Raw genomic sequence first — 20,792 nt, forward strand, 5'->3', positions numbered from 1 at the left:
TACACGAGCTCAGGAGAACCACACCATGTCCCTCACCCTCGACACCTACCGGTCGCTCGGCCGCTCCGGCCTGCGGGTCTCCCCACTGGCGCTCGGCACCGCGACCTTCGGCACCGAATCGGGCTGGGGCGCCGAGCGGGACGAGGCGCGCAAGCTGTTCGACCTGTACGTGGAGCGCGGCGGGAACTTCCTCGACACCGCCGACACGTACAGCAACGGTAGCTCCGAGCGCCTGCTGGGCGAGTTCGCCCGCGACCGGCGCGACAGCCTGGTCCTGGCGACGAAGTACACGACACTGCGCCGCCCCGGCGACCCGAACGCCCGAGGCAGCCACCGCAAGAACCTGTTCGCGTCGGTGGAGGAGAGCCTGCGCCGGCTCGGCACGGACCGCATCGACGTGCTCTACCTCCACGTATGGGACGACACGACCCCCGTCGATGAGACCCTGCGCGCCCTGGACGACCTGGTCAGGCAGGGCAAGATCCTGTACGTGGCCGTCAGCAACGCCCCGGCCTGGCAGGTGGCCCGCATGCAGACCATCGCCGACCTGCGCGCCTGGTCACCACTGGTCGCCCTGCAGATCGAGTACAACCTGATCGAGCGCGGCGGCGAGCGCGACCTGATCCCCATGGCACGCGAGCTGGGCCTCGGCGTGACCCCCTACTCGCCCCTCGGCGGCGGGGTGCTCACCGGCAAGTACGGCCGTGCGGATCTGAGCCCTGGGCGGGCCGACGGCACCCGCAGGAATTTCAACCTCGCGCTCGGCACACTCACCGAACGCAATCTCGCCATCGCCGACGTGGTACGGGAGGTGGCCGCGGACCTGGGCCGCACCCCCGCCCAGATCGCTCTGGCCTGGACACTGCGGAACCCGGGCGTCACGGCACCGATCATCGGCGCCCGCACCCCCGACCAGCTGGAGGACAACCTGGGCGCCCTGGACGTGGAGCTCACGGCCGACCACCTCGCCCGCCTCGACGGGGCGAGCGCCATCGAACTCGGCTACCCGCACGACATGCTCGTGAGCGCGCACATCCGCGCGGTGACGCGCGGCGACCTCAAGCTCGACCGGCAGGACTGACGCCGTCGTCCGACGCCCGCACCGCCGCGTCCGCGACGACCGCGTCCTGCCAGGCCATGCCCGATCCCTTGAACAGCACGGGCCGGTCGGTGGCGTACAGCGACTCGTCGCGGACGACCCGCGCCATGGGCAGCAGCCGCTCCGGCGACAGGACACCCTCCGCCACGGGGATCACGATGTCACCGCACTCCCGCAGCGCCGTGTCCATGTCTTCGACGATGACCTGCGCGCGGGCCGTCAGGGCCGAGTCCACCTCGCGGGCGTCGGCGTCGTGCGAACCGACGGCAAGGACGACGGCGTCGTCGCCGAGGAGGGCCGAGTCGAAGAGCGGGGCGGGGGAGGGCGTCGCGCACACCACGAGGTCGGCGCGCCGCAGCCATTCCTCGGCGTCCGCCGTCGCCACCACCCGGTCGTCCCCGACCAGTGCCGGATCCACCCGCGACGGATCCCGTACGACATACGTCACCTCGGCGAGGTCGGCGCCGACATCACGCAACGTCCGTACGTGACCCGCCCCTTGAGGCCCCGCGCCGAACACCACCACCCGCCACCGCCGCCCCGCCCGGGTCAGCAGCGGCAGCACCGCCGCCACCGACACGGCAGGCGTACGCAGTGTGGTCAGCGCCGCGCCGTCGACGACCGCTGCGGGTGCGTACGACGGCGGGCGGAAGACGAGGTGCACACCCTGGATGCGGGGCAGGCCGCGGTCGGCGTTGCCGGGTACCGCCGAGATGGCCTTCACCCCGACGCCGAACCCGGACGCGGCGGGCATGGCCAGCAACTGGCCCTGTCCATCGGGGAGTTCGAGGATCGAGCGGGGCGGGCCCGCTGCCGCCGGGTCGAGGCCGCCGATGAGCGCCTCGCGGATCGCGGTGACCGCCTCGCGGGGCGGCAGCAGTTTCGTCAGCTCGTCGGCGCCGATGCAGTCGACCGCGGACGGCCGACCCTCCTGATCGCTCGGCTCCCTCTGCTCCTTCTGCACCTGTGCTCCTGTTCGCGTGGGCGAGAACGGTTGATCACCGTATCCCCGGGCGGTCAGTCGGCCGAGCCCTCCGTGTCCATGTCCGTCCCCGGTTTCGTATGGAGGATCTCGCGCACCTGATCGGCGGCGCGCAGGATGCTCTCGCTCATGAACTCGCTGTAGCGGGCGATGTTCTCGAGCCGCACGGCGGCCGGGGACTCGCGGCCGAGGATGCCGACTCCCTGCCGTGCGACCTCGGCGATCTGCGCGGTGCCGCGGGCGCTCGCGACCGTCGACTGGTACCAGACGTCGTCGTCGACGCGATAGCGCTCGCGGCGGCCGGCGTCCCGCTCGCGCTGGATGAGGCCCTGCTGCTCCAGGAACGCCATCGACTTGGAGACGGAGGCCGGGCTGACGTCCAGGCGCCGCACCAGGTCGGAGGCGGTGAGGCTGCCCGCGTCGCTGGTGAACAGGCACGTCAGCACGCGCGCCGTCATCCTGGGCAGCCCCTGCTGCATGAGGAGGGTCGTGAACGTCTCCTCGTACTCGCGCACCGCCTCGTCGTCCCGCCCGGACGCGCGCGCGGGCCCCCGCGGGGCGGGCTGCTTGCGGCGGTGGGCGCGGCGTTCGGTGGCGCGGTGGGCGAGGTCGGGCCGGTAGGACGTGGGCCCGCCGTTGCGCATCACCTCGCGTGTGATGGTCGAGGTGGGGCGGTCCAGGCGGCGGCCGATCTCCGCGTACGCGAGCCCGTCGGCGAGCCCGAGCGCGATCTGCTGCCGTTCCTGCTGAGTGAGTCGGCCTCCCGGCATCGTGGGCACCTCTCCGTCCGCTGCATACGCCTGACCGGCGTCAGCGTAGCGTTCAGCGTCATGCCAATGCAACGGAACCGTGCGTTCTGTTGCGTTAGATCTCCACCAGTTGCAACGAAATAGCGGCTCTGGCCTGCAAGTTGGCGTTCTCGTCGCAACAAGCGCATTGATGAATCAAGAAACGCAACGTAGCTTTTCACTCATCGGAAACAGCGCGACAACGACAGCTCAAGGAGAGCACGATGCAGAAGTTCGACACTCCCGCCGCCATCTCCGCCGTCCTGCGTCTGCCCGCCGGACGCATCCAGGTCATCGCCGCCGACCGCACCGACACCACCGTCGAGGTCCGCCCCGCGGACTCCTCGAAGGGCCGCGACGTGAAGGCCGCCGAGCAGACCACCGTCGAGTTCGCCGACGGCACCCTGCGGATCGCGGCCCCGGCCGAGAAGAACCAGCTCCTCGGCGCGTCCGGTGCCATCGAGGTGACCGTCCAACTGCCCGCCGGATCCGACGTCGAGGCGGTCGCCGCCGCCGTCGAGTTCCGCGGCGTCGGACGGCTCGGCGAGCTCGTCTGCGAGGGTGCGCACGGCACCGTGAAGATCGACGAGGCCGCGAGCGTGCGGCTGTCCTCCTACGCCGGTGATGTCACGGTCGGCCGCCTGACCGGGTCCGCCGACATCAAGGTGCAGAAGGGCGACATCCGCATCGCCGAGGCCACATCGGGTGTGCTCGAACTGAGCACCCAGATGGGCGATGTGACGGTCGACGCCGCCCACGGTGTCTCCGCCACCCTCGACGCCGGCACCGGCTACGGCCGGATCCACAACTCGCTCATGAACTCCGAGGGCCCGAAGGCCGGGCTCACCGTCCACGCGACCACCGGCCACGGGGACATCACCGCCCGCGCCCTGTGACGCGCCACCGCACGACAGCCCACCACCGCGCGGGGCCCGACCACTGAGCACGGGCCCCGCGCGCACCGCCCGCCCGACCCACCGAACCAGGAGAAGCCATGACGAACAGCACCGCACCCTCGGCCGCCGCCGCGTGGACCGGAATGGTTCCGGTCGACGACACCGCCCTCGCCGTCACCGACTCCGGCGGCTCCGGAATCCCGGTCGTCTACCTCAACGGCCAGTTCGCCACGCAGGGTTACTGGCGCCGGGTCCTCGCGGACCTCGGCCCGCAGTGGCGGCACATCACCTACGACGAGCGGGCCCGCGGCAGAAAGTCGGGGCGCTCGGCGGACTACTCCTTCGAGGCCGCCGTCCGGGACGTCGACGCGGTCCTCGCCGCCCGGGGCGTCGACCGGGCGCTCGTCGTCGGCTGGTCCTACGGCGCATACGTAGGCTCGCACTGGGCGAGCCGGAACCCGGAGCGCACCATCGGCGCGGTCCTGGTCGACGGCGCGCAGCCCTACGACTGGCTGGACGAGGCGATGGAGGCGCGGATCCGGAAGATGTTCCGGCGCGTCAACTGGTTCGCGCCGCTGATCCGCCCGACAGGTCTGCTCCCGCGGATGTCGGCGGCGCAGATGGCCGAGAGCAACATCGAACTGGGCAGGCTCGGCAGCAAGAGCGAGCTGGGCCCCGTGCTCGACGCCATCACCGTTCCGACCCGCTACGTGCTGGCGTCCGGCTCGTCCCTCGGCAGCCGCGGTGACGAGCAGGAACGCATCCGTGCCGGTCTCGCCGAGGTGACCGCCCGCAACGCGCACATCGAGATCCACGCCAAGGTCGCCAGCAACCACGGGGCGATCCTGAAGAAGGATTACCGCGCCATCGCCGAGGCCGTCCGCGAGGTCGCGGCCCTGGAAGAAAAGCGCCGGTGACCTCCGGCCGATCAGGGGGAGAGCCCGTTCGTGCCCCGGTAGGGGACCGGGCTCCCGGAGTGCGCGTCGAGCAGGACGCGGTCGCCCAGGGGCTTCCGCAGCCGGACCTCGATCCGCTCCAACTTCCCTTGCTTGGTGCAGACGCTGTCCTCGACCCGGCCCGTGACGGACGCGGACAGCACGACGGTGCCGCGGCTCTCCAGCACGTCCACCGTGGGACCGTCGTCGCAGACGCCGTGCACGACGACGACGGTCACCGTGTGCCCGTCGGCGGAGACCGCGAGCAGGCGGTCGAGCGGGGAGCCCGGAAGGTCGTGGGCCGCCTTGATCGGGGACCGAGGGGTCTTGGACGGGGCGGCGGCGGCCTGCTTGAGCGGGGAGTCGTAGCCGTCGAGGGTGAAGACCCAGGCGGGAACGGATGCCGGTCCGCGACTGGTCGACATCCGCATCGTCCCCAACTCGACATGTGTCACGGTGAGTCGGGGCTTCCCTTCGAGGTACGGGCCCGCCAGGGTCTCGTACGCCTCCTTCGCCCTCACCACAGGACGGGTGACGGCCCCGCCCGCCGCCCAGGTCACCTCGCCGCCCTTCGGCCCGTCACCGGGCAGCGTGCCGCGCACCTCGAAGTTCCTTCGCTCGTACGCCTGTTGGTCGGCGCCGTCGCGCAGGCCGCCGCGCGGGAGCTGGATGGCCTCCCCGGTGGGGTGGTATCCGGCCCGCCACGCGGCGGCAGCCGACGAACCGTCCCAGACGTCGGCCACCTGCCGGGCCCGCTCGGCGAGCGCGTCCCCGTCGTCCTCGGCCACCTTCTCGCTGCCGCAACCGGCCGTGGCGGCGAGACCGACGGCGGCCAGGGCCATACCCGCGGACAGCCTGGTTGAGCGAACTGCCCCGATACGCATGTGACCTCCTGGACGACGACGCCGGGCCTGCGGCCGAACCCGGCTCTGCCCTGTGACGTGGCAGAGCCGGATTGGGTTCACCGGTCGAGCCGGTCGAGTCCGCAGGGTTGGCAGATCACTCAGTAGACGTGCAGCCCGCGCTCGTTCAACACGGTCTGCACCTTGGTGAAGTAGTTCCGGTACGTGCCGCTGGACGAGGACGTGCACACGCTTTCGTCCGTGCCGCCGGAGAGCAGCCCGAGGGCCACGGTCCCGTGCAGTGCGGGCCCGCCGCTGTCGCCGCCGAGGGCGCAGTTGTTCGTCTCCATCATCCCGTAGAGCGTCTTGCCGTCCATGTTGACCGTGGTGCTCGTCTTGGTGACGTTGCCCGTCAGGTCCTGGCTGCTGACGCCGATCCGGTCGATGTGCTCGCCCTCCGCCGGGTACCGGGAGCTCTCGATCTGGTGGTAGTCGCCGCCCCAGTAGCGCACCGTGCCCAGCGGGTTGATGTCGGGACCGTCCGACCTGATGGTGGCCCAGTCGCAGGCGCGCGTGGAGCCGTCGCAGGCGCCGGTGGTGCCGGAGCCGAAGCTGTACGCGGTCTGGGTGCCGATCTTGGTGCCGTTGTAGTCCATGTACCAGGTGTTGCCTGTGCCCGGGACGCAGTGGCCGGCCGTGAGTGTGTAGATGGCTCCCGAGGAGTTCTTGGCGTTGAACCCGGCGCTGCACAGCCAGCCGCTCGACGTGATCCCGTTGGCGCCGCGCAGGTCGGTGGCCTTGACCTTCAGCTCGCTGTCGATCCGGTTGACGCGGATCGCTCCCGGGTGGGCCTCGGCGATCTTCTCGATCCTGTTCCGGCCCGCGGCCGGAGCCCCGTCGAAGACGTCCACGCCGACCTGGTTGGTGCTCGCGTCGACACCCCAGGTCGTGTTGGGGATGTTGCCCAGCGCGTCCAACGCGCGGTGCAGGGACGTGAGTTCGTTGGAGCTGCGGGCGACCAGATCGGGCGTACCGCCCGCGTCACGGACGGACTGCGCGGCGGCCTTGTCGGTCACCGCCACGACGAGGCGGCCGTCCTCGACGTAGGTGCCGGCGGTTCTGTCGGCGCCGAGCCGCTTCGTCAGGGCCGTCGCCTCGGCGGGTGAGGTCAGCGGCTTCACGGACGCGGAACCGGAGTCCGACGCCGCGGCGGGCAGGGCCGTGACGGCGGACAGCAGGAGCGCGGCCGAGGCCAGCTGCGCGAGTCTCTTACGGGTGTGTCTCATGGTGCGTCCCCCCAGGGCTGCGTGAGTTCTTCGCGGTGGCCGTGCGTCACGCGTTCCCGGTGGTCAGGGAGGTGCGGCGCACGGCCAGAGAAAGTTAGGTAGCCGCGGGGCGCAGGAGAAGGGAATTGGCATGTTTCGCGGGCGGGCGTGGCCGGTTGTGACTGGACCAGTGGCGGCGGCGCCGCGCCCCGAGAGCGCCCATTCAGGGCATCTTCGCGCCACGGGCCCGGGCGAGGGCGTACCAGCGTCCGCCGGATTGGCCGGAACCCGTGCAAGCCGGACAGCGCGCGGCCGCGCGCCGCATGGTGCCGCACGCCATGTCGACGGCGCGGAGACTGGTGCCCGCACACGTGGGGCGACGACCGGGCCGGACCCTACCTTTCACCACACCGCTGCCGACCCGGAGGAACAGGATGCCCCCGCCTTACAGACACCCCGGCCCCGGACCCAGTTCGGGCTTCAACGCCACCCGCGCCCGCCTGCACCGCACGGCCGTCGCGGCGCTCGCCCTGGCCGGTGCCTGCACCCTCACCGTCACCCCGACGGCGGTGAGCGCGCCCCGAACACCCGCCGACGCGCACTGTGCGAACCGGGCCCACCTCCGCGTACCCGGAGCGGAACACCAACAGGCGGACTGCCTGAGCGAGTTGACGACCGCAGGGACGGTCGGCTCCGGTCACACGGACCCGGCCGACTACAACGGCCTCACCCCGAAGGACCTCCCCACCCCCGCCGGCGTCCCCGGCATCCAGATCGACGGCTACTTCCCCGACACCTCGACCACGAACACCAACCACGGGTGGAACCACGACGCCCAGTTCGTGATCCGGCTGCCCGACCACTGGAACGGCGGCCTGGTGGTGTCCGGCACCCCGGCCAACCGCGAGCAGTACGCCAACGACCGCGCCATCGCCGACTGGGTCCTCGACCGCGGCTACGCCTACGCTGCCACCGACAAAGGCAACACCGGCCTGAGCTTCTACCGCGACGGACGCCGGCCGGGCGACGCCATCGCGGAATGGAACGACCGCGTCACCCAACTCGCCCGCGCGGCCAAAGCAGTCGTCGCACAGCGCTACCACCGGCCACCCGCCCGCACCCTCGCCACCGGCCTGTCCAACGGCGGCTACCTCGTGCGCTGGCAACTGGAGAACCACCCCGAGCTCTACGACGGCGGAGTCGACTGGGAGGGCACCCTCTGGCGCACCCGTGGCCCCAACCTCCTCACCCACCTTCCACCCGCACTGCGCACCTACCCGACGTACGCCGCCGGGGGCGAGGGCGCCGACGCCGCGCAACAAGCCATGCACAAGGCGGGTTACCCGGCGGGCTCCGAGTTCCTGTGGCCCTACCACCACAAGGTCTACTGGGACCTCACCCAGCGCATGTACCGCGAGGAACTCGACCCGGACTACGACGGCGCCACCGACGCCGGCACCCCCTACTGCGCCCCGGGAAGCCCGGCCTGCGACGCCGACTACGACTACGCGAACCGCCCCGCCGAGGTCCGCCGCGCCGTCGACCGCATCGCGCTGACCGGACGTATCGGCAAACCCCTGATCACCCTCCAGGGCACCCTCGACGTCCTGCTCCCCATCGGCAAGGACTCCGACGTCTACGCGGACATGGTGCGCACGTCGGGCCGGGGCGCCCTGCTGCGCTACTACCGCATCGAGGACGGCACGCACGTCGACTCCCTGGCCGACACCTTCCCCGACAAGCTCCGGCCGATGGTCCCGTGCCACCGCGCCGCGTTCCGCTCCCTGGAGGACTGGCTGAACGGCGAGCGCCGCCCGCCGGCGAGCCGCACGATCACGCGCCCGCCGGGGGCGACCCCCGCCACTCTCCTCACCACCTGCCCGCTCGACTGACGCGCGACCGGGCCGGGTGGAGTACCGGCTACGACCAGGGCAGGACCAGCGCTCCCCACGCGACGATCGGGCCGAGGGCCACGATGCCGCCCGTGTAGCCGATGACCTGGCGGTAGAAGCGGCGGGAGTCGACGCCGCGGGCGTTGCTCAGGACCAGGGCGCCGTTCGTGGAGAAGGGGGACGTGTCCACGATCGTCGTCGAGACGGCGAGCGCGGCGATCAGGCCCGCGGCGTTGAGATGGCTCGAAAGCAGCAGCGGCACGGCGACCGGGATGATCGCGGTGATGATCGCCGTGGAGGAGGCGAAGGCCGAGGTGATGGCCACGGTGAAGCACAGCAGCAGGGCGACGAGGAGCGGGGCGCCGAGGTTCGCCGCGTGCTCGGAGATCTTCTCGATGACACCGGCCTTCTCCAGCATGGCGATGTACGTCATCATCCCCGCGACCAGCAGCAGCGTCGACCAGCTGATCCCGTCGACGGCCTTCTCCTGCCGCTTCATGTCCACCAGGGCGAGCAGCGCGCCCGCCGCGAGGGCCAGCAGCCCGATCTCCAGATGGAAGCCGAGGGCGCCGACGACGAGGGCGACCAGGGCGCCGAGGGTCAGCCACTGGCGCCAGTCCGGCAGACCGGACACGGCCAGGTCCTCGTCCTCGGACGCCGCTTCGGCCTCCTCGGCCAGCGGGGCGGGGCGCTTCGCGAGGAGCGCGTAGGTCACCGCGGACAGCACCAGGTTGATGACGAAGCTGGCGGTGAACAGTGTCACCGGCGAGACCTGCAGGCTCGTCTTGTCGACGACCCCCAGCACCAGCGCCCCGGAGACGGCGAGCGGCGAGAACGCGCCCGCGTGCCCGCCGCTGATCACCATCATGCCGACGACCAGCGGGTTCAGCTTGTAGCGGTGCGCGAAGTTCATGCCGATCGGGACGAGCAGCGCGACCGCGGCCGGGGTGAACGTGCCGAAGGCCGTGAGCAGCGCCGCGACCAGAAACAGCACCCACGGGATGAGCGCCACCTTGCCGCGCACCATCCGCACGCCCGCGGTGACGAGCCAGTCGATCGTGCCGTTGCGGCGGGCCACGGAGAACAGATACGTGACCCCGACGATCGTCACGAAGAGATCCACCGGGAACCCTTCGAAGATCTCCTCCTGCGTCAGGCCGAGGGAGGCGGTGCCGACCACGAAGGTCGCGACGAAGGCGAGGATGCCCAGGTTGATCGGCAGCACGGTGCCGACCACGAACATCACCAACAGGGCGCCTATGGATATCACTTCAGCAGACATCATTGTCCTTGGTGCGGTGGGGACGGGGCGGTGCGGGGGGTGGGGTGCGTTCGTGCGCTCCGGTCAGGCGGCCTGCGGCGCGCCGCTCTCGGGTACGTAGATCCGGGCGTCGGCGAGCAGCCGCGCGGCCCGCCGTACGGTGACCCGGCCCGGCAGGCCGTCCCGTACGTCGGAGCAACGGACCGCGACCACGCCCGCCGGGGTGCCGAGCCGCAGCCAGCCGTCGTCGCGGGCGGCCGCGACACCGCGGACCACGGAGTCCTTCACGAGCCCCGCGGCGGCGAGGGCGACGGCGGAGGTGAGGCCGATCGCCGGGTGCGGGGAGTTCATGCTGAGCATGCGGACGGAGACGTCGTAGTCCTCGGCCGCGACGTGTTCGCCGAGCGTCGTGGTGTAGGGCACCGGAGTTCCGACCAGGCCCACCTTCGGCACCGCGTCACCGGGCTCGCGCCCTGCCTCGACGAGGCCCATCAACGGCGCCGCCGCATGCCTGATCGCGCGCAACCATGGCACATCGGCCCGCACCTGGTCCAGGGTTTCGGAGCCACTGCGGCCCGCCCCGTCGGCGTCGACGAGGACCACCGGGGCCCCGGCGTCCACCATGCTCACGAGGACCGGTTCGGCGCCGTGGACCGGCAGCTTCTGCGTGGCCTGCCCGGTCGGGAGCAGCGCGCCCGTGGAGCCGCCCGCCGGGTCGCGGAACGTGAGGTCGACGGCGACACCGCCGGCCCGCGTGCCCGGAACGGTCTGCCGGCCGAAGTGCTGGACCACGCCTCCCGCGGTGTCCACGACGCCCTCAAGGACCGCCCCGGTGTTGCTGTTGCGCATGACGACGCGGGTCCGGTCGCCCGCGATCGGCACCATCCCCTTCGCCACCGCGTACAGGGCGACGCCCGTGGCGCAGTTCCCGCAGTTGCTCGTCCACTCCACGGTGGCGTCGCCGATGCCGACCTGGGCGAAGAGATAGTCGATGTCGACGCCCGGCTCGGGCGAGACACTGACGACCGCCGCCTTGGAGGTGGTGGGGGTGGCGCCGCCGACGCCGTCCAGCTCCACGGGGTCCGCGGCGCCGTACGCGGCGACCAGCATTCGCGCCAACTCCCCGCGGTCCGCGGGGACATGGACCTGGTGGAACAACCAGCACTTGCTGGTGCCACCACGCACGAGCGTCGCAGGGATGTGCACGTCTGAGGCTCTTCCTTGATCAATGGGGAACGCCGGTGGAAGGGGCCGTTCCGGCGATTGCCAAGACCATCGCAGAGCCGCGACTTGGGGACAATGGCAGTTCACTTCACTCGGGTTTAGCTGAGCTAAAGTGTCACCCATGCTGAACGTGCGTCGCCTGCTGCTCCTCACCGAGGCCGCCGAGCGCGGCTCGCTCACCGCGGCCGCGGAGGAGCTGGGCATGACCACCTCCGCGGCGTCCCAGCAGATGTCGCTCCTGGAGCAGGAGGCGGGGCAGCCCCTCGTGGAGCGGCTGCCGCGCGGGATCCGGCCCACCCCGGCGGGCGCCGCGCTGGCCGAGCGGGGCCGCGCGGTACGCCGTGAGCTGCGCGCCGCCGAGGCCGACCTGCACTCGTTCGCCGCCCTCGACCAGGGCACGCTGCAACTGGGGTCGTTCCCCACGGCGAGCGCCTCGCTGCTGCCACTGGCGCTCACCAAGTTCCGCCGCAGCCACACCGGCATCCGCATCGAGGTGCGGGCGGGCGTGCTCGCCGAACTCCGCGAGATGCTGCACACGGGCGAGGTCGAGCAGGCGCTGCTGTGGGACTACGAGTGGAACCGGATCGACGACCCCGCCCTCGCGCTCACCCATCTCCTCGACGACCCCACGGTCCTCGTCGTCCCCGCCGACTCCCCGCTGCGCGCCCACTCGCCCGTGGACCTCGGCGGCCTCGCGGACCAGGAGTGGATCATCCGCGCGGACAACCACCCAGTCGCCGACGTACTGCGCCGCAGCTGCCGCCGGGCGGGCTTCGAACCGCGGATCGCCTACGCCTCGCACGACTACCAGGAGGCGCAGGCCATGGTCGCCGCCGGACTCGGCATCGCGCTCGCGCCCCGGCTCGCCCTCACCAGCCGGCGCAGCGACGTCCGGCTGCTGCCCTTCGCCTCCGACGTCGCCGCGCCGACCCGCCGCATCCTCCTCGCCCGCTCCACGTCCCGGCCCGCGACGCCGCCCGCGCAGGCGATGGCGCGCGTCCTGCGCACGGTGGCGCGGCGGTTCGCGGCGCCGGGCCTCGACCGGGCGCAGCTCGGGGCGGTGCGCCGCGGCTGAGTCCGCTCAGGTCGTGAGCGGTGCGGACTGCGTGGAGTCCGCCGAAGGGCCCGTCCCGATCTCGTACGTGCCCGGTTCCACGGCCCGGTCGAGGGAGCGGGTCACCGAGGCCAGCACCTCGTCGTCGAGGGGGAAGACGACCGTGGCCTTCTCACCCGGTGCCAGGTCCACGCGCCGGAAGCCCCGCAGTTCACGCACGCGCGGCCAGGACGTCGCGCCGCCAATCCGGCGCACGTAGAGCTGCACGGTCTCGCGGACCGGCCTGCTCCCGGTGTTGGTGACCTCGACCTCGCACACCCTCCCGGAGACACGCGGTGCGCCGAACTCCGTTGTGGTGTACGACAGTCCGTGCCCGAAGGGGTAGAGGGGCGTCCCCGGTTCGTCCACATAGCCACGGAAACCGTGGTCCTTGGAGTTGTAGAAGACGGGGAGCTGGCCCGAGGAGCGGGGCACCGAGACGGGCAGCCGTCCGCTCGGCTCGCAGACGCCCAGGAGCACGTCCGCGACGGCCCGGCCGCCCCACGGCCCCGGATACCAGGCACTGACCAACGCCCCTGTGTTGTCCGCGAGTTCGGGCACCGCGTGCGGGCGGCCCTGGATCAGCACCGCCACGCACGGTGTGCCGGTCGCCGCCACCGCCCCGACGAGCGCCCGCTGCCCGGCGCCGAGCCGGACGTCGGCGAGGTCGACGCCCTCGCCGCAGGTCATCTCCGACGGGTTGCCGGTGGCGATGACGGCGGCGCCGTTGACGTCGAAGTGTGTGTCGTGCTCGCGCGCGCTGGAACCGCCGAGCACGAGCACCGCGACATCGGACGCGGCGGCCAGCTCCACGGCCTCCGCGATCCCCGAACGGTCATCGCCCACCAGATCGCAGCCGCGCGCGTACGTCACGTCCGCGCCGGCCTCCCGCAGCCCGGCGAGCACCGAGACGCCACTGTCCGGCCGCTGCGGCGATGTGTAGTCGCCGATCTGCTGGGGGATGGAGTCGGCGTTCGGGCCGATGACGGCGATCCGCTGCGTGTCGGGCCCGAGGGGGAGCAGTGCCCCGTCGTTGTGCAGGAGTGTGATCGAGGCGCGGGCGATGCGTTCGCTCAACTCCCTTGTGTCAGCTGCTGTTTGGCGGGCCTCGGAGACGTAGGGCCGCTCGAAGAGGCCGAGCCGGAACTTCAGTGTCAGGACGCGGGTCACCGCCGCGTCCAGCACCTCCTCCGACACGAGCCCGCGCTCCACCGCCGTCCCCAGCTCCGGGAACACCCCGTCCCACAGGCTCAGATCCGTGCCCGCCGACAGCGCGAGCGCCGCAGCGGAGGGCCGGTCGCCTGCCAGCCGCACCAGCCTGTCGAGCGCGCACCCGTCCGCCATCACCAGACCCTCGAAGCCCCAGCGCTCGCGCAGCAGCCCGGTGAGCAGGTCGTACGAGGCGGCGCACGGCAGGCCGTCGAACTCGTTGTACGCGGCCATCACGCCCGCCGCCCCGGCCCGCACACCCGCGAGGGCCGCAGGGAGATGGATCTCGTGCAGCTCGCGGGCGCCGATCTCGGTGGCGGCACTGTTGCGCCCGCCGACCGAACTCCCCTGCCCGGCAAAGTGCTTGAGCACGACGGCCGCCTGATCGGCGCCGTACGAATAGCCCGTTCCCTGCATCCCTTCCACCAGCGCCTCGGTCAGCCGCGCCGCCAGGTACGGGTCCTCGCCGAAGCACTCCTCCGCGCGGCCCCAGCGCGGGTCACGCACCAGGTCGAGCGCGGACACGAGGGCGATGTGCCCGCCGCGGGCCCGCAGTTCGGCCGCCGCGGCGGCCGCCGCCTCCCGGTACAGAGCCGGGTCCCAGGTGGCGCCGACCGCGAGGTTGACCGGCAACACCGTGCCGTCGAGCGCCTGATGGCCGTGCGGCACCTCCTCCACCATCAGGACAGGGATGCCGAGCCGCGTGTTCTCGACGACGTGCCGCTGCACCGCGTCCGCGACCCGCGCGCCGTCCGCCTCCGTGATGCCGTCGGCGAAGGTGACACCGGACCACGGGTCGGCCCGCTGCAGCCCGTACAGCGCGCCCATCCCGTCGAACCGTGCCACCTCCTCGCGGAACGCGTCGGTGAGCCGGTGTCCTTCCGCCGTGCGCTCGTACGCGTCCCAGCCGTACATCCGCTGGTTGACCTGGCCGACCTTCTCCGTGAGCGTCATACGGCCGAGCAGGTCGCGCACCCGGTCGGCGACCGGCGCCCCCGCGTCCTTGTACAGCTCCATGGTGTGTCAGGCCTCCGTGTCGAGTTCCAGGACCCGCACCCCGTACGGTGCGAGCGTCACCTCGTCGAGCGGCTTCCCCAGGTGGTCCGACGGGCGCACCGTCAGCTCCTCGTCCGCCTGGCTGACCAGCCACAGGAACCGCCGCCCGTCCTCGTGGACGAGGGTGTCCGCGCTGACCAGCGGGGTGTCCACGGTCACCGGGCGGTCCGCGCCCGCGACCTCGGCGAGCGCCGCGTACAGCCGGTGCGTCTGCTCCGGGTTCACGTGTGCCGTCCGCGCGGCCATGTGCTCCAGCGGGTACGTGGCGAGGACCGCGCGGCCCGCGCCGATCTCGTGGACGAGCAGCGCCGGACGGCCGTGCGCGTCCGTCGCGACGACCCGCGCGCCGTCCGGGACGACCGGCAGCCACGCGCGACTGTCCTCGTTGCCCGCGACGGGGAAGCGCAGCGTCTCACCGGCCCGTACGCCGCCGAAGTCCTCGGTGAACGTCATGGCCAGCTCGTCGTCCTCGATCGGCTCCGCCACCCCGTACGACAGCTGCATCTCGACCCCGAACAGGCCGTCCAGGTCGTGGAACCACGGCCCGCGCGTGCCCGGGTGCTCGCCCGAACAGAACGACAGATACACCGTCGCCCCCGCGCGCGCCCGCTCCTCCAGACCGCGCCGGGTCCGCGTCGTCAACTGCCGTGTGGAAGGCAGCAGATACAGCTGTACGTCCCCGTCCTCCGGCAGCCCGTCCACCTCGCGCACGAAGCCCACCGGAAGGTCCGCGCCGCGCGCGGCGACGTAGCCCTGGTGCAGCGAGCTGAAGATCAGCGGCCGGTCGGCGGGGCGGCTGTACGGGTAGCCCTTCTCCAGGAACGCCGGGACCACGAGTGCCGCGCCGGCGTCCGTGCGGCGGCAGTGCGGGAAGTCGACCGTCCTCAACACCTCGGCGAACGCGGCGAGTTCACGCAGCGGCTCCTTCGGGCGGCCCGCGCTGTCCGTGATCCCGAAGTGCATCTCGAACGGGTGGTGGTCGTACGGCGACTGCTCCCACAGGTCGTCGTAGTCCGTGTTGTTCCACGCCATCCAGCCCGTCGCGCCGCCGAGCAGCGAGTTGTGCAGCGTCTGGCGGTAGTAGACGCCCGCGTTGCGCGCGGACACGGTGTCCGTGGACAGGCCGAACTCCTCCAGGATCACCGGCTTCCCGGTGACCGCCGCCAGCTCGCACTCGAACGCGGCCCGGTAGTGCTGGCGCGGCCGGTCCGTGTCCGAGCGGTAGACGTGCGGGCCGACGAAGTCCACGTACGGGTCGGTGTCGCGCAGCGAGAAGCCGTTGTCCTTGCCGGTGACCTCGATGCCCCACGCGCCGTCGCCGAGCGACACCGGCTGCGTGGCACCGGCCGCCACCACGGCCTGGCACATGAACTGCGCCCACGCCGTCACCACGTCAGAGGACGGCGGGTCGACCTGGTAGATGCGGCCGTATCCCGGCATCTCGTTGGTGATGAGCCAGCCGGTCACCGCCGGGTGGTCCTTGAACCGGCGCGTCATCTCACTCGCGAACCACGCCTGGCGGCCGACCATCCACACGTCCTCGTACAGGTCGCGGTTGCCGCGCCAGGCCGGGTCCCAGTTCTCGCCGGACATGTGGCCGACGATGAAGGTGGGCACGGACCCCATGCCGAGTTCCTGGTGCGCGTCGAGGAAGTCCCGGAAGCGCTCGCAGAGTTCCTCGTCGACGCGGTGCGGATCCGGGTGGAAGTCGGGCCAGTAGAAGAAGGACCGCGTCATGTTCAGGCCGTGGTCGCGGAGGATCCGCAGCTCCTCGCGCACGACGGCGGGGTCGTAGTTCCGCCACATGAGCGGCCCGCCCGTACGGGACCAGTAGTTGGCACCGAGCCAGGGCAGAACGGCGGGGTGGTGGGACAGCTGGGCGCTGTGGCGACGCATGGTGTGGTGCTCCAGAAAGTGGTGGGTATGTTCAAGCCCCGCCGGCGATTGAGGCGCGGGGTCCGGGGCGGAGCCCTGAGTCCGCAACGCCGTTGCCGGTGAACCGGTCAACGGCGGCGCGGCCTACGCGGCCGGTCCCGTCGACTCCCGGACGACGAGCCGGGGGCTCTCCGCCAGCTCGGGCGCGGGCACGTTCTCCTCGCCGACCTGCGCGAGCAGCACCCGCGCCGCCGCCGCGCCCACCACGGTCACCCGCTGGTCGACGGTGGTGAGCCGGGGGTGCAGCCAGCGGCCGAGCGGCAGGTCGTCGTAGCCGACGACGGACAGCTCGCCCGGAACCGAAAGACCCGCGCGCTGGGCGGCGCCGATGCCGCACATCGCCATCGAGTCGTTGGCGTAGACGATCGCGGTGGGGCGGGGGGCGAGGGCCAGGAGTCGTTCCGTGGCGGCGATGGCCGCCTCCGCCCCGAAGTCCGTGGGGATCACGGCGGCCGGAGAGAGGCCCGCCCGGGCGAGCACATCGGTGAGCACGCCCTGCCGGAACCCCGAGTGGACCAGTTCCGGTGGCCCGGACACATAGCCGATCCGCCGGTGGCCGAGCGCGAGCAGATGCTCCACGGCCTCCGTGACACCGGTCTCCTGGTGGCTGAGCATCACCCCGTCGGGGCCGCCGAGCAGGACGAACGGCATCCCCAGACGCCGGAGTTGGGCCGGGCGCGGGTCGTCGATACGGCTCTCCGTGAGCACCGCGCCGTCCACTCGGCCCTCGGCGGCCAGCCGCTCGTACAGCCGGCCCTCCTCGTCGACGTCCGCGACGAGGTGCAGCAGCAGACCGTAGCCGCGCGGCGCGAGCTCGCTCTCCAGACCGTTGATCAGCTCGCTGAAGTGCGGGTCCGTGCCGAGCACATCGCTGGGGCGGCGCACCACGAGGGCGATGGTGTGGCTGCGGGAGCGGCGCAGGGCGCTCGCCGCCGCGTTCGGCGACCAGCCGAGGCCCGCGGCCGCGTCCTGGATGCGGCGGCGGGTCTGCTCGGAGATCCGGCCCGTGCCGTTGAACACCTTCGACACCGCGGCCGGTGACACCCCGGCCTCGGCCGCCACGTCCTTGATGGTGGGACGCCTGCTCCTGTTCGACACGCTCACATCTTCACCGCCCCGCTGACGAGCGCCGTCTGCATGCGCTTCTGGAGCACCGTGTACACGATCCACACCGGCACCAGGGTGAGCACGGTGCCCGCCGTCAGCACACCGTAGTCCGTGCCGGTCACCGACTTCAGGGTGGGCAGGGCGACTTGGATCGTGCGAAGGTCCGGATCGGGGCCGATGAGGACGAGGGAGTACAGGTACTCGTTCCAGAAGCTCAGGAAGTTGAGGAGCAGCACCGTGGCGATGCCGGGCAGACACATCGGCGTATAGATGTGCCGCAGCACCGCGAAGGTCGAGGCGCCGTCCATCCGCGCGGCCTCCTCCATCTCCTTCGGGATGGTCCGCATGAACTGCACCAGGATCACCACCGACAGCGGCAGCGCGGTCGCAGGGAGCAGCAGCACCATGAACGTACGGGTGTGGAACAGGCCGGTCGCCGCCGCGAGCAGGAACGTCGGGAACAGGGCGGCGAACGTCGGGATCAGGAACCCGAGCGAGAACACCTTCTCGATCACCGACGCGGCCCGCCCCTCGGACCGGGCGAGCGCGAACGCCGCGGGAACCGCGAGCCCCAGTGTCAGGACCAGTGAAAGGACGGTCACCAGCGCCGAGTTGAACACGGCCGTGCCAAGGCCCGCCGTTCTGAAGGCCGTCGCGAAGTTGTCGAAGCCGAACGAGGTCGGCGGCGCCAGTGGACTGCCGAAGATCGCGTCGTTCGACTTGAACGCGGAGACGACGAAGTAGTACAGCGGCACCGCGAGCAGCACCGCGTACCCCCACACCAGGATGTGCGCGGGCCACCACGACCGCCCGAACTTCGCATGACTCTTGCTCATGGGAAAAGCAGCTCCGATCGACTCAAGGCGCAGGGCTCAGTGGCTGGCGCGGAAGACGCGGCGGACGGTCAGCAGGCCCACGAGCCCGGCCAGGAACAGGATCACGCCCACGGCCTGGCTGTATCCGAGGTCCGCCTCGATGAACGCCTTCTGGTAGACGAGGAAGGACAGCGTCGTCGACGAGGTGCCCGGGCCGCCCTGGGTGAGCAGCAGCACGTACTGCGCGGAGCCGAACAGCGTCCACAGCAGCTGCAGCATCGTCACCACACCCACGTAGTCCCGCACGACCGGGAAGTGGATGCCCCACATGGTCCGCCAGTGCCCCGCCCCGTCCAACTGCGCGGCCTCGCCGAGGTCGTCGGGGACGCTGGACAGGCGGGCGGCGAACAGCACGGCGGTGAAGCCGATGCCCGCCCAGATGTCCATCGCGATCAGGCAGTACAGGGCCGTCGACGGGCTCGCCAGCCAGGCATCGGTGAGCGAGCCGAGGCCGAGCCCCGACAGGGCGCCGTTCAGCAGGCCGTCGGGGGAGAGGGCCGCGTAGAAGACCATCGCCTTCGCCGGCGTCGAGATCAGGCCGGGCACGAACAGCAGATACCGGATGACGCGATGGCCCGGCGGCTGCTGCGCCACGTAGTAGCCGATCATGTACGCGCACACGATCATCACCGGCAGCGCGATCGCCAGCTGGACCGCCGTGTTGCGCACGGCCGCCCAGAAGGCCGGATCGTCGAAGACCGTACGGAAGTTGTCGAGGCCCGCGAAGGACACCGGCTGGAGCATGCCCGGCCAGTGCAGCGCCGCGATCACGAAGATCGCGACCATCGGGCCGACCATGAACAGCAGGTACCAGACGAGCGCGGGCACGGCCAGGATTGTGCCGCCCTGGCGTTTGCGGCTCGTGCGGGTCTTGTCGGGGGAGGGGGCGCGGCCCGCGCCGACGGCGGGCCGGGGCGTTGTGATCGTCATCGGGGTCGACTTCCGTTCTCGACGTTCGACGTGCGGCGGGCTCAGGCGGACCGGTACGCGGACTCGAGCGCCGTGCGGATCGCACGCGCGGAGGTACCGGGGGTGAAGGCCGTCGACGTCGCCTGGATCAGCGGCTGCGCGGCGGCGGCCGGGATGTACTGGTCCGGCAGCACCACCTGGCCGACGGAGTCACCGAGTTGCTGAGCCTTCGCCACCAGCGGGAAGTCCGTGCTGAGCGCCTTGGTGACCACCGACATGTCGCGCCCGCCCTCGGTGACGAACCGGTCCACGATCTCCGGCCGGTACATGAAGCGGATGAACCGCTCCACCGTCTCGATCTTCTTGACGCCGTTCGGGCTGATCCAGAAACCGGAGACGGTGTACGTGCGCAGGATGGTCGGCTTCTTCTGCACCGCCCCCTCGGGGAGCGGGAAGCCGCCGACGGAAGTGGTCTTGACAACGTTGTCGGGGACGCTGGCGAGAGCGGACGACATCGCCGACTGCATCGCCGCGTGCCCGGTGTTGAACTGCGTCGTCATCGAGTCGGACATCAGGCCCTGCGCCTTGTCGGCGAACACCCCGGCGTCCCGCAGGTCCACGAAGTACGCGATGCCCTCCTGGGCGCCGCGCGAGCCGCTGAAGTCGCCCTCGCGGTACAGGTGCCGGGCCTCGGCCGGGGTCAGGAACGTCTGGATGATCTGGGCGAGCAGCTTCTGCCCGGTCCAGTCGTTGCCGCCCACGGTGAACGGGGTGATGCCCTTGCCGCGCAACTTCTTCGCGGCGGCGACGAGTTCGTCGGACGTGGCCGGCGGGGTGTCGATACCCGCGCGCTCGAGCAGGGCGTGGTTGAAGGCGATCGGCCAGTTCGTCCCGATGTAGGGGAACGCGCGCAGCCGGCCCTCGGTGTCGGTCCACTCGGTCACGGCCTTCGGAATGATCCGCTCGCGCAGCCCCCAGTCGTCGAGATAGCCGCCGACCGGAACGGTGGCGCCGACCTCGGTCCACGACAGCGTCTTGTCGTAGAGGTTGACCATCACGACATCGGCCTCGGCGCGCGCGAGCCGCGAGGTCTCGTAGACCTGTCCCAGGTCGTCGCCGTTGATCAGGTTCTTCACGGTGATGTCCGGGTTTTCCCTGCGGAACTGGTTCACGACCGCGCGGAACGTGGGGGAGCCGGGCGCGTTCCCGCCCATCTGGCTGTGCAGCACCAGGGTGTCGGGATCCGAGCCGTATGCGGAGAACGCACCGCACGCACTGAGCGCAGGCACCGCCGCAAGACCCGCACCCAGAGCCATGAAGCCGCGTCGATTCATCGGGGAGCGCAAGGCGGGAGGCCTCCTGTCGCGTTGGTATATCGATATACCTTCGGGGTGCGAGCAACGTAAGCGGGAAGCGGAAGGGGG

General features: G+C 71.4%; 17 protein-coding genes. 5 read left to right on the top strand and 12 right to left on the bottom strand.

Features of this window, described 5'->3' with window-relative positions; all coding sequences use genetic code 11:
* The first annotated feature begins 25 nt into the window (after positions 1-25).
* On the top strand, positions 26-1,081 hold the full coding sequence (locus ACZ7L4_RS00705) for an aldo/keto reductase (protein ID WP_472098471.1): 1,056 nt from the start codon (positions 26-28) through the stop codon (positions 1,079-1,081).
* Here the strand turns inward: ACZ7L4_RS00705 and ACZ7L4_RS00710 are convergent.
* Entirely contained in the window at positions 1,059-2,063 is a 1,005-nt protein-coding gene (locus ACZ7L4_RS00710) for an ornithine cyclodeaminase family protein (protein WP_472098473.1), read from the bottom strand. The genes ACZ7L4_RS00705 and ACZ7L4_RS00710 overlap by 23 nt on opposite strands.
* A 53-nt stretch (positions 2,064-2,116) precedes the next feature.
* Positions 2,117-2,851, bottom strand: a complete 735-nt coding sequence (locus tag ACZ7L4_RS00715) for a GbsR/MarR family transcriptional regulator (RefSeq protein WP_472098475.1) — start codon at positions 2,849-2,851, stop codon at positions 2,117-2,119.
* Between the two features lie 242 nt (positions 2,852-3,093).
* On the opposite strand from ACZ7L4_RS00715, the gene ACZ7L4_RS00720 reads away from it, so the two are divergent.
* Positions 3,094-3,765: a DUF4097 family beta strand repeat-containing protein gene (locus ACZ7L4_RS00720; RefSeq protein ID WP_472098476.1), complete on the top strand. Its 672-nt coding sequence runs from the start codon at positions 3,094-3,096 to the stop codon at positions 3,763-3,765.
* A gap of 98 nt (positions 3,766-3,863) precedes the next feature.
* Positions 3,864-4,682 carry an alpha/beta fold hydrolase gene (locus tag ACZ7L4_RS00725; protein ID WP_472098478.1) on the top strand — a complete coding sequence of 273 codons (819 nt, stop codon included), beginning with the start codon at positions 3,864-3,866 and terminating at the stop codon, positions 4,680-4,682.
* 11 nt (positions 4,683-4,693) lie between these two features.
* Here the strand turns inward: ACZ7L4_RS00725 and ACZ7L4_RS00730 are convergent, their stop codons facing one another.
* Positions 4,694-5,542: a hypothetical protein gene (locus ACZ7L4_RS00730; protein WP_472098480.1), complete on the bottom strand. Its 849-nt coding sequence runs from the start codon at positions 5,540-5,542 to the stop codon at positions 4,694-4,696.
* Between the two features lie 161 nt (positions 5,543-5,703).
* Entirely contained in the window at positions 5,704-6,828 is a 1,125-nt protein-coding gene (locus ACZ7L4_RS00735; RefSeq protein ID WP_472098481.1) for a S1 family peptidase, read from the bottom strand.
* A 413-nt stretch (positions 6,829-7,241) separates the two neighbouring features.
* Here ACZ7L4_RS00735 and ACZ7L4_RS00740 point away from each other — a divergent pair, with 413 nt between their 5' ends.
* Positions 7,242-8,699 (top strand): 3-hydroxybutyrate oligomer hydrolase family protein, encoded by a 1,458-nt coding sequence (locus ACZ7L4_RS00740; RefSeq protein ID WP_472098483.1) that lies wholly within the window; start codon positions 7,242-7,244, stop codon positions 8,697-8,699.
* A gap of 28 nt (positions 8,700-8,727) precedes the next feature.
* Here the strand turns inward: ACZ7L4_RS00740 and ACZ7L4_RS00745 are convergent, their stop codons facing one another.
* Positions 8,728-9,981: an SLC13 family permease gene (locus ACZ7L4_RS00745; RefSeq protein ID WP_472098485.1), complete on the bottom strand. Its 1,254-nt coding sequence runs from the start codon at positions 9,979-9,981 to the stop codon at positions 8,728-8,730.
* Positions 9,982-10,044: 63 nt separating this feature from the next.
* Positions 10,045-11,166 carry a PrpF domain-containing protein gene (locus ACZ7L4_RS00750; protein ID WP_472098487.1) on the bottom strand — a complete coding sequence of 374 codons (1,122 nt, stop codon included), beginning with the start codon at positions 11,164-11,166 and terminating at the stop codon, positions 10,045-10,047.
* A gap of 139 nt (positions 11,167-11,305) precedes the next feature.
* Here ACZ7L4_RS00750 and ACZ7L4_RS00755 point away from each other — a divergent pair, with 139 nt between their 5' ends.
* A complete protein-coding gene (locus ACZ7L4_RS00755; protein ID WP_472098489.1) occupies positions 11,306-12,259 on the top strand; it encodes a LysR family transcriptional regulator in 954 nt (317 codons plus the stop codon).
* A 6-nt stretch (positions 12,260-12,265) separates the two neighbouring features.
* Here the strand turns inward: ACZ7L4_RS00755 and ACZ7L4_RS00760 are convergent, their stop codons facing one another.
* The 6 genes from ACZ7L4_RS00760 to ACZ7L4_RS00785 form a co-directional block, all read right to left on the bottom strand.
* Positions 12,266-14,503 (bottom strand): glycoside hydrolase family 3 N-terminal domain-containing protein, encoded by a 2,238-nt coding sequence (locus tag ACZ7L4_RS00760; protein WP_472098491.1) that lies wholly within the window; start codon positions 14,501-14,503, stop codon positions 12,266-12,268.
* 6 nt (positions 14,504-14,509) lie between these two features.
* A complete protein-coding gene (locus tag ACZ7L4_RS00765; protein WP_472098493.1) occupies positions 14,510-16,438 on the bottom strand; it encodes a cellulase family glycosylhydrolase in 1,929 nt (642 codons plus the stop codon).
* A gap of 123 nt (positions 16,439-16,561) precedes the next feature.
* Positions 16,562-17,575, bottom strand: a complete 1,014-nt coding sequence (locus ACZ7L4_RS00770) for a LacI family DNA-binding transcriptional regulator (RefSeq protein ID WP_472098494.1) — start codon at positions 17,573-17,575, stop codon at positions 16,562-16,564.
* 2 nt (positions 17,576-17,577) lie between these two features.
* Positions 17,578-18,420: a carbohydrate ABC transporter permease gene (locus tag ACZ7L4_RS00775; protein ID WP_472098496.1), complete on the bottom strand. Its 843-nt coding sequence runs from the start codon at positions 18,418-18,420 to the stop codon at positions 17,578-17,580.
* A 36-nt stretch (positions 18,421-18,456) separates the two neighbouring features.
* A complete protein-coding gene (locus ACZ7L4_RS00780) occupies positions 18,457-19,389 on the bottom strand; it encodes a carbohydrate ABC transporter permease (RefSeq protein WP_472098497.1) in 933 nt (310 codons plus the stop codon).
* Positions 19,390-19,430: 41 nt separating this feature from the next.
* Positions 19,431-20,714, bottom strand: a complete 1,284-nt coding sequence (locus ACZ7L4_RS00785; RefSeq protein WP_472098499.1) for an ABC transporter substrate-binding protein — start codon at positions 20,712-20,714, stop codon at positions 19,431-19,433.
* Positions 20,715-20,792 lie beyond the last annotated feature (78 nt).

This window comes from Streptomyces sp. NPDC107575 (genome assembly GCF_055657265.1).

What these genes read in the sequence shown, in the direction of transcription:
- ACZ7L4_RS00705 (WP_472098471.1), top strand. Translation starts at nt 26, where the DNA reads ATGTCCCTCACCCTCGACACCTACCGGTCGCTCGGCCGCTCCGGCCTG.
- ACZ7L4_RS00715 (WP_472098475.1), bottom strand. Translation starts at nt 2,851, where the DNA reads ATGCCGGGAGGCCGACTCACTCAGCAGGAACGGCAGCAGATCGCGCTC.
- ACZ7L4_RS00720 (WP_472098476.1), top strand. Translation starts at nt 3,094, where the DNA reads ATGCAGAAGTTCGACACTCCCGCCGCCATCTCCGCCGTCCTGCGTCTG.
- ACZ7L4_RS00725 (WP_472098478.1), top strand. Translation starts at nt 3,864, where the DNA reads ATGACGAACAGCACCGCACCCTCGGCCGCCGCCGCGTGGACCGGAATG.
- ACZ7L4_RS00730 (WP_472098480.1), bottom strand. Translation starts at nt 5,542, where the DNA reads ATGGCCCTGGCCGCCGTCGGTCTCGCCGCCACGGCCGGTTGCGGCAGC.
- ACZ7L4_RS00735 (WP_472098481.1), bottom strand. Translation starts at nt 6,828, where the DNA reads ATGAGACACACCCGTAAGAGACTCGCGCAGCTGGCCTCGGCCGCGCTC.
- ACZ7L4_RS00740 (WP_472098483.1), top strand. Translation starts at nt 7,242, where the DNA reads ATGCCCCCGCCTTACAGACACCCCGGCCCCGGACCCAGTTCGGGCTTC.
- ACZ7L4_RS00745 (WP_472098485.1), bottom strand. Translation starts at nt 9,981, where the DNA reads ATGTCTGCTGAAGTGATATCCATAGGCGCCCTGTTGGTGATGTTCGTG.
- ACZ7L4_RS00755 (WP_472098489.1), top strand. Translation starts at nt 11,306, where the DNA reads ATGCTGAACGTGCGTCGCCTGCTGCTCCTCACCGAGGCCGCCGAGCGC.
- ACZ7L4_RS00760 (WP_472098491.1), bottom strand. Translation starts at nt 14,503, where the DNA reads ATGGAGCTGTACAAGGACGCGGGGGCGCCGGTCGCCGACCGGGTGCGC.
- ACZ7L4_RS00765 (WP_472098493.1), bottom strand. Translation starts at nt 16,438, where the DNA reads ATGCGTCGCCACAGCGCCCAGCTGTCCCACCACCCCGCCGTTCTGCCC.
- ACZ7L4_RS00775 (WP_472098496.1), bottom strand. Translation starts at nt 18,420, where the DNA reads ATGAGCAAGAGTCATGCGAAGTTCGGGCGGTCGTGGTGGCCCGCGCAC.
- ACZ7L4_RS00780 (WP_472098497.1), bottom strand. Translation starts at nt 19,389, where the DNA reads ATGACGATCACAACGCCCCGGCCCGCCGTCGGCGCGGGCCGCGCCCCC.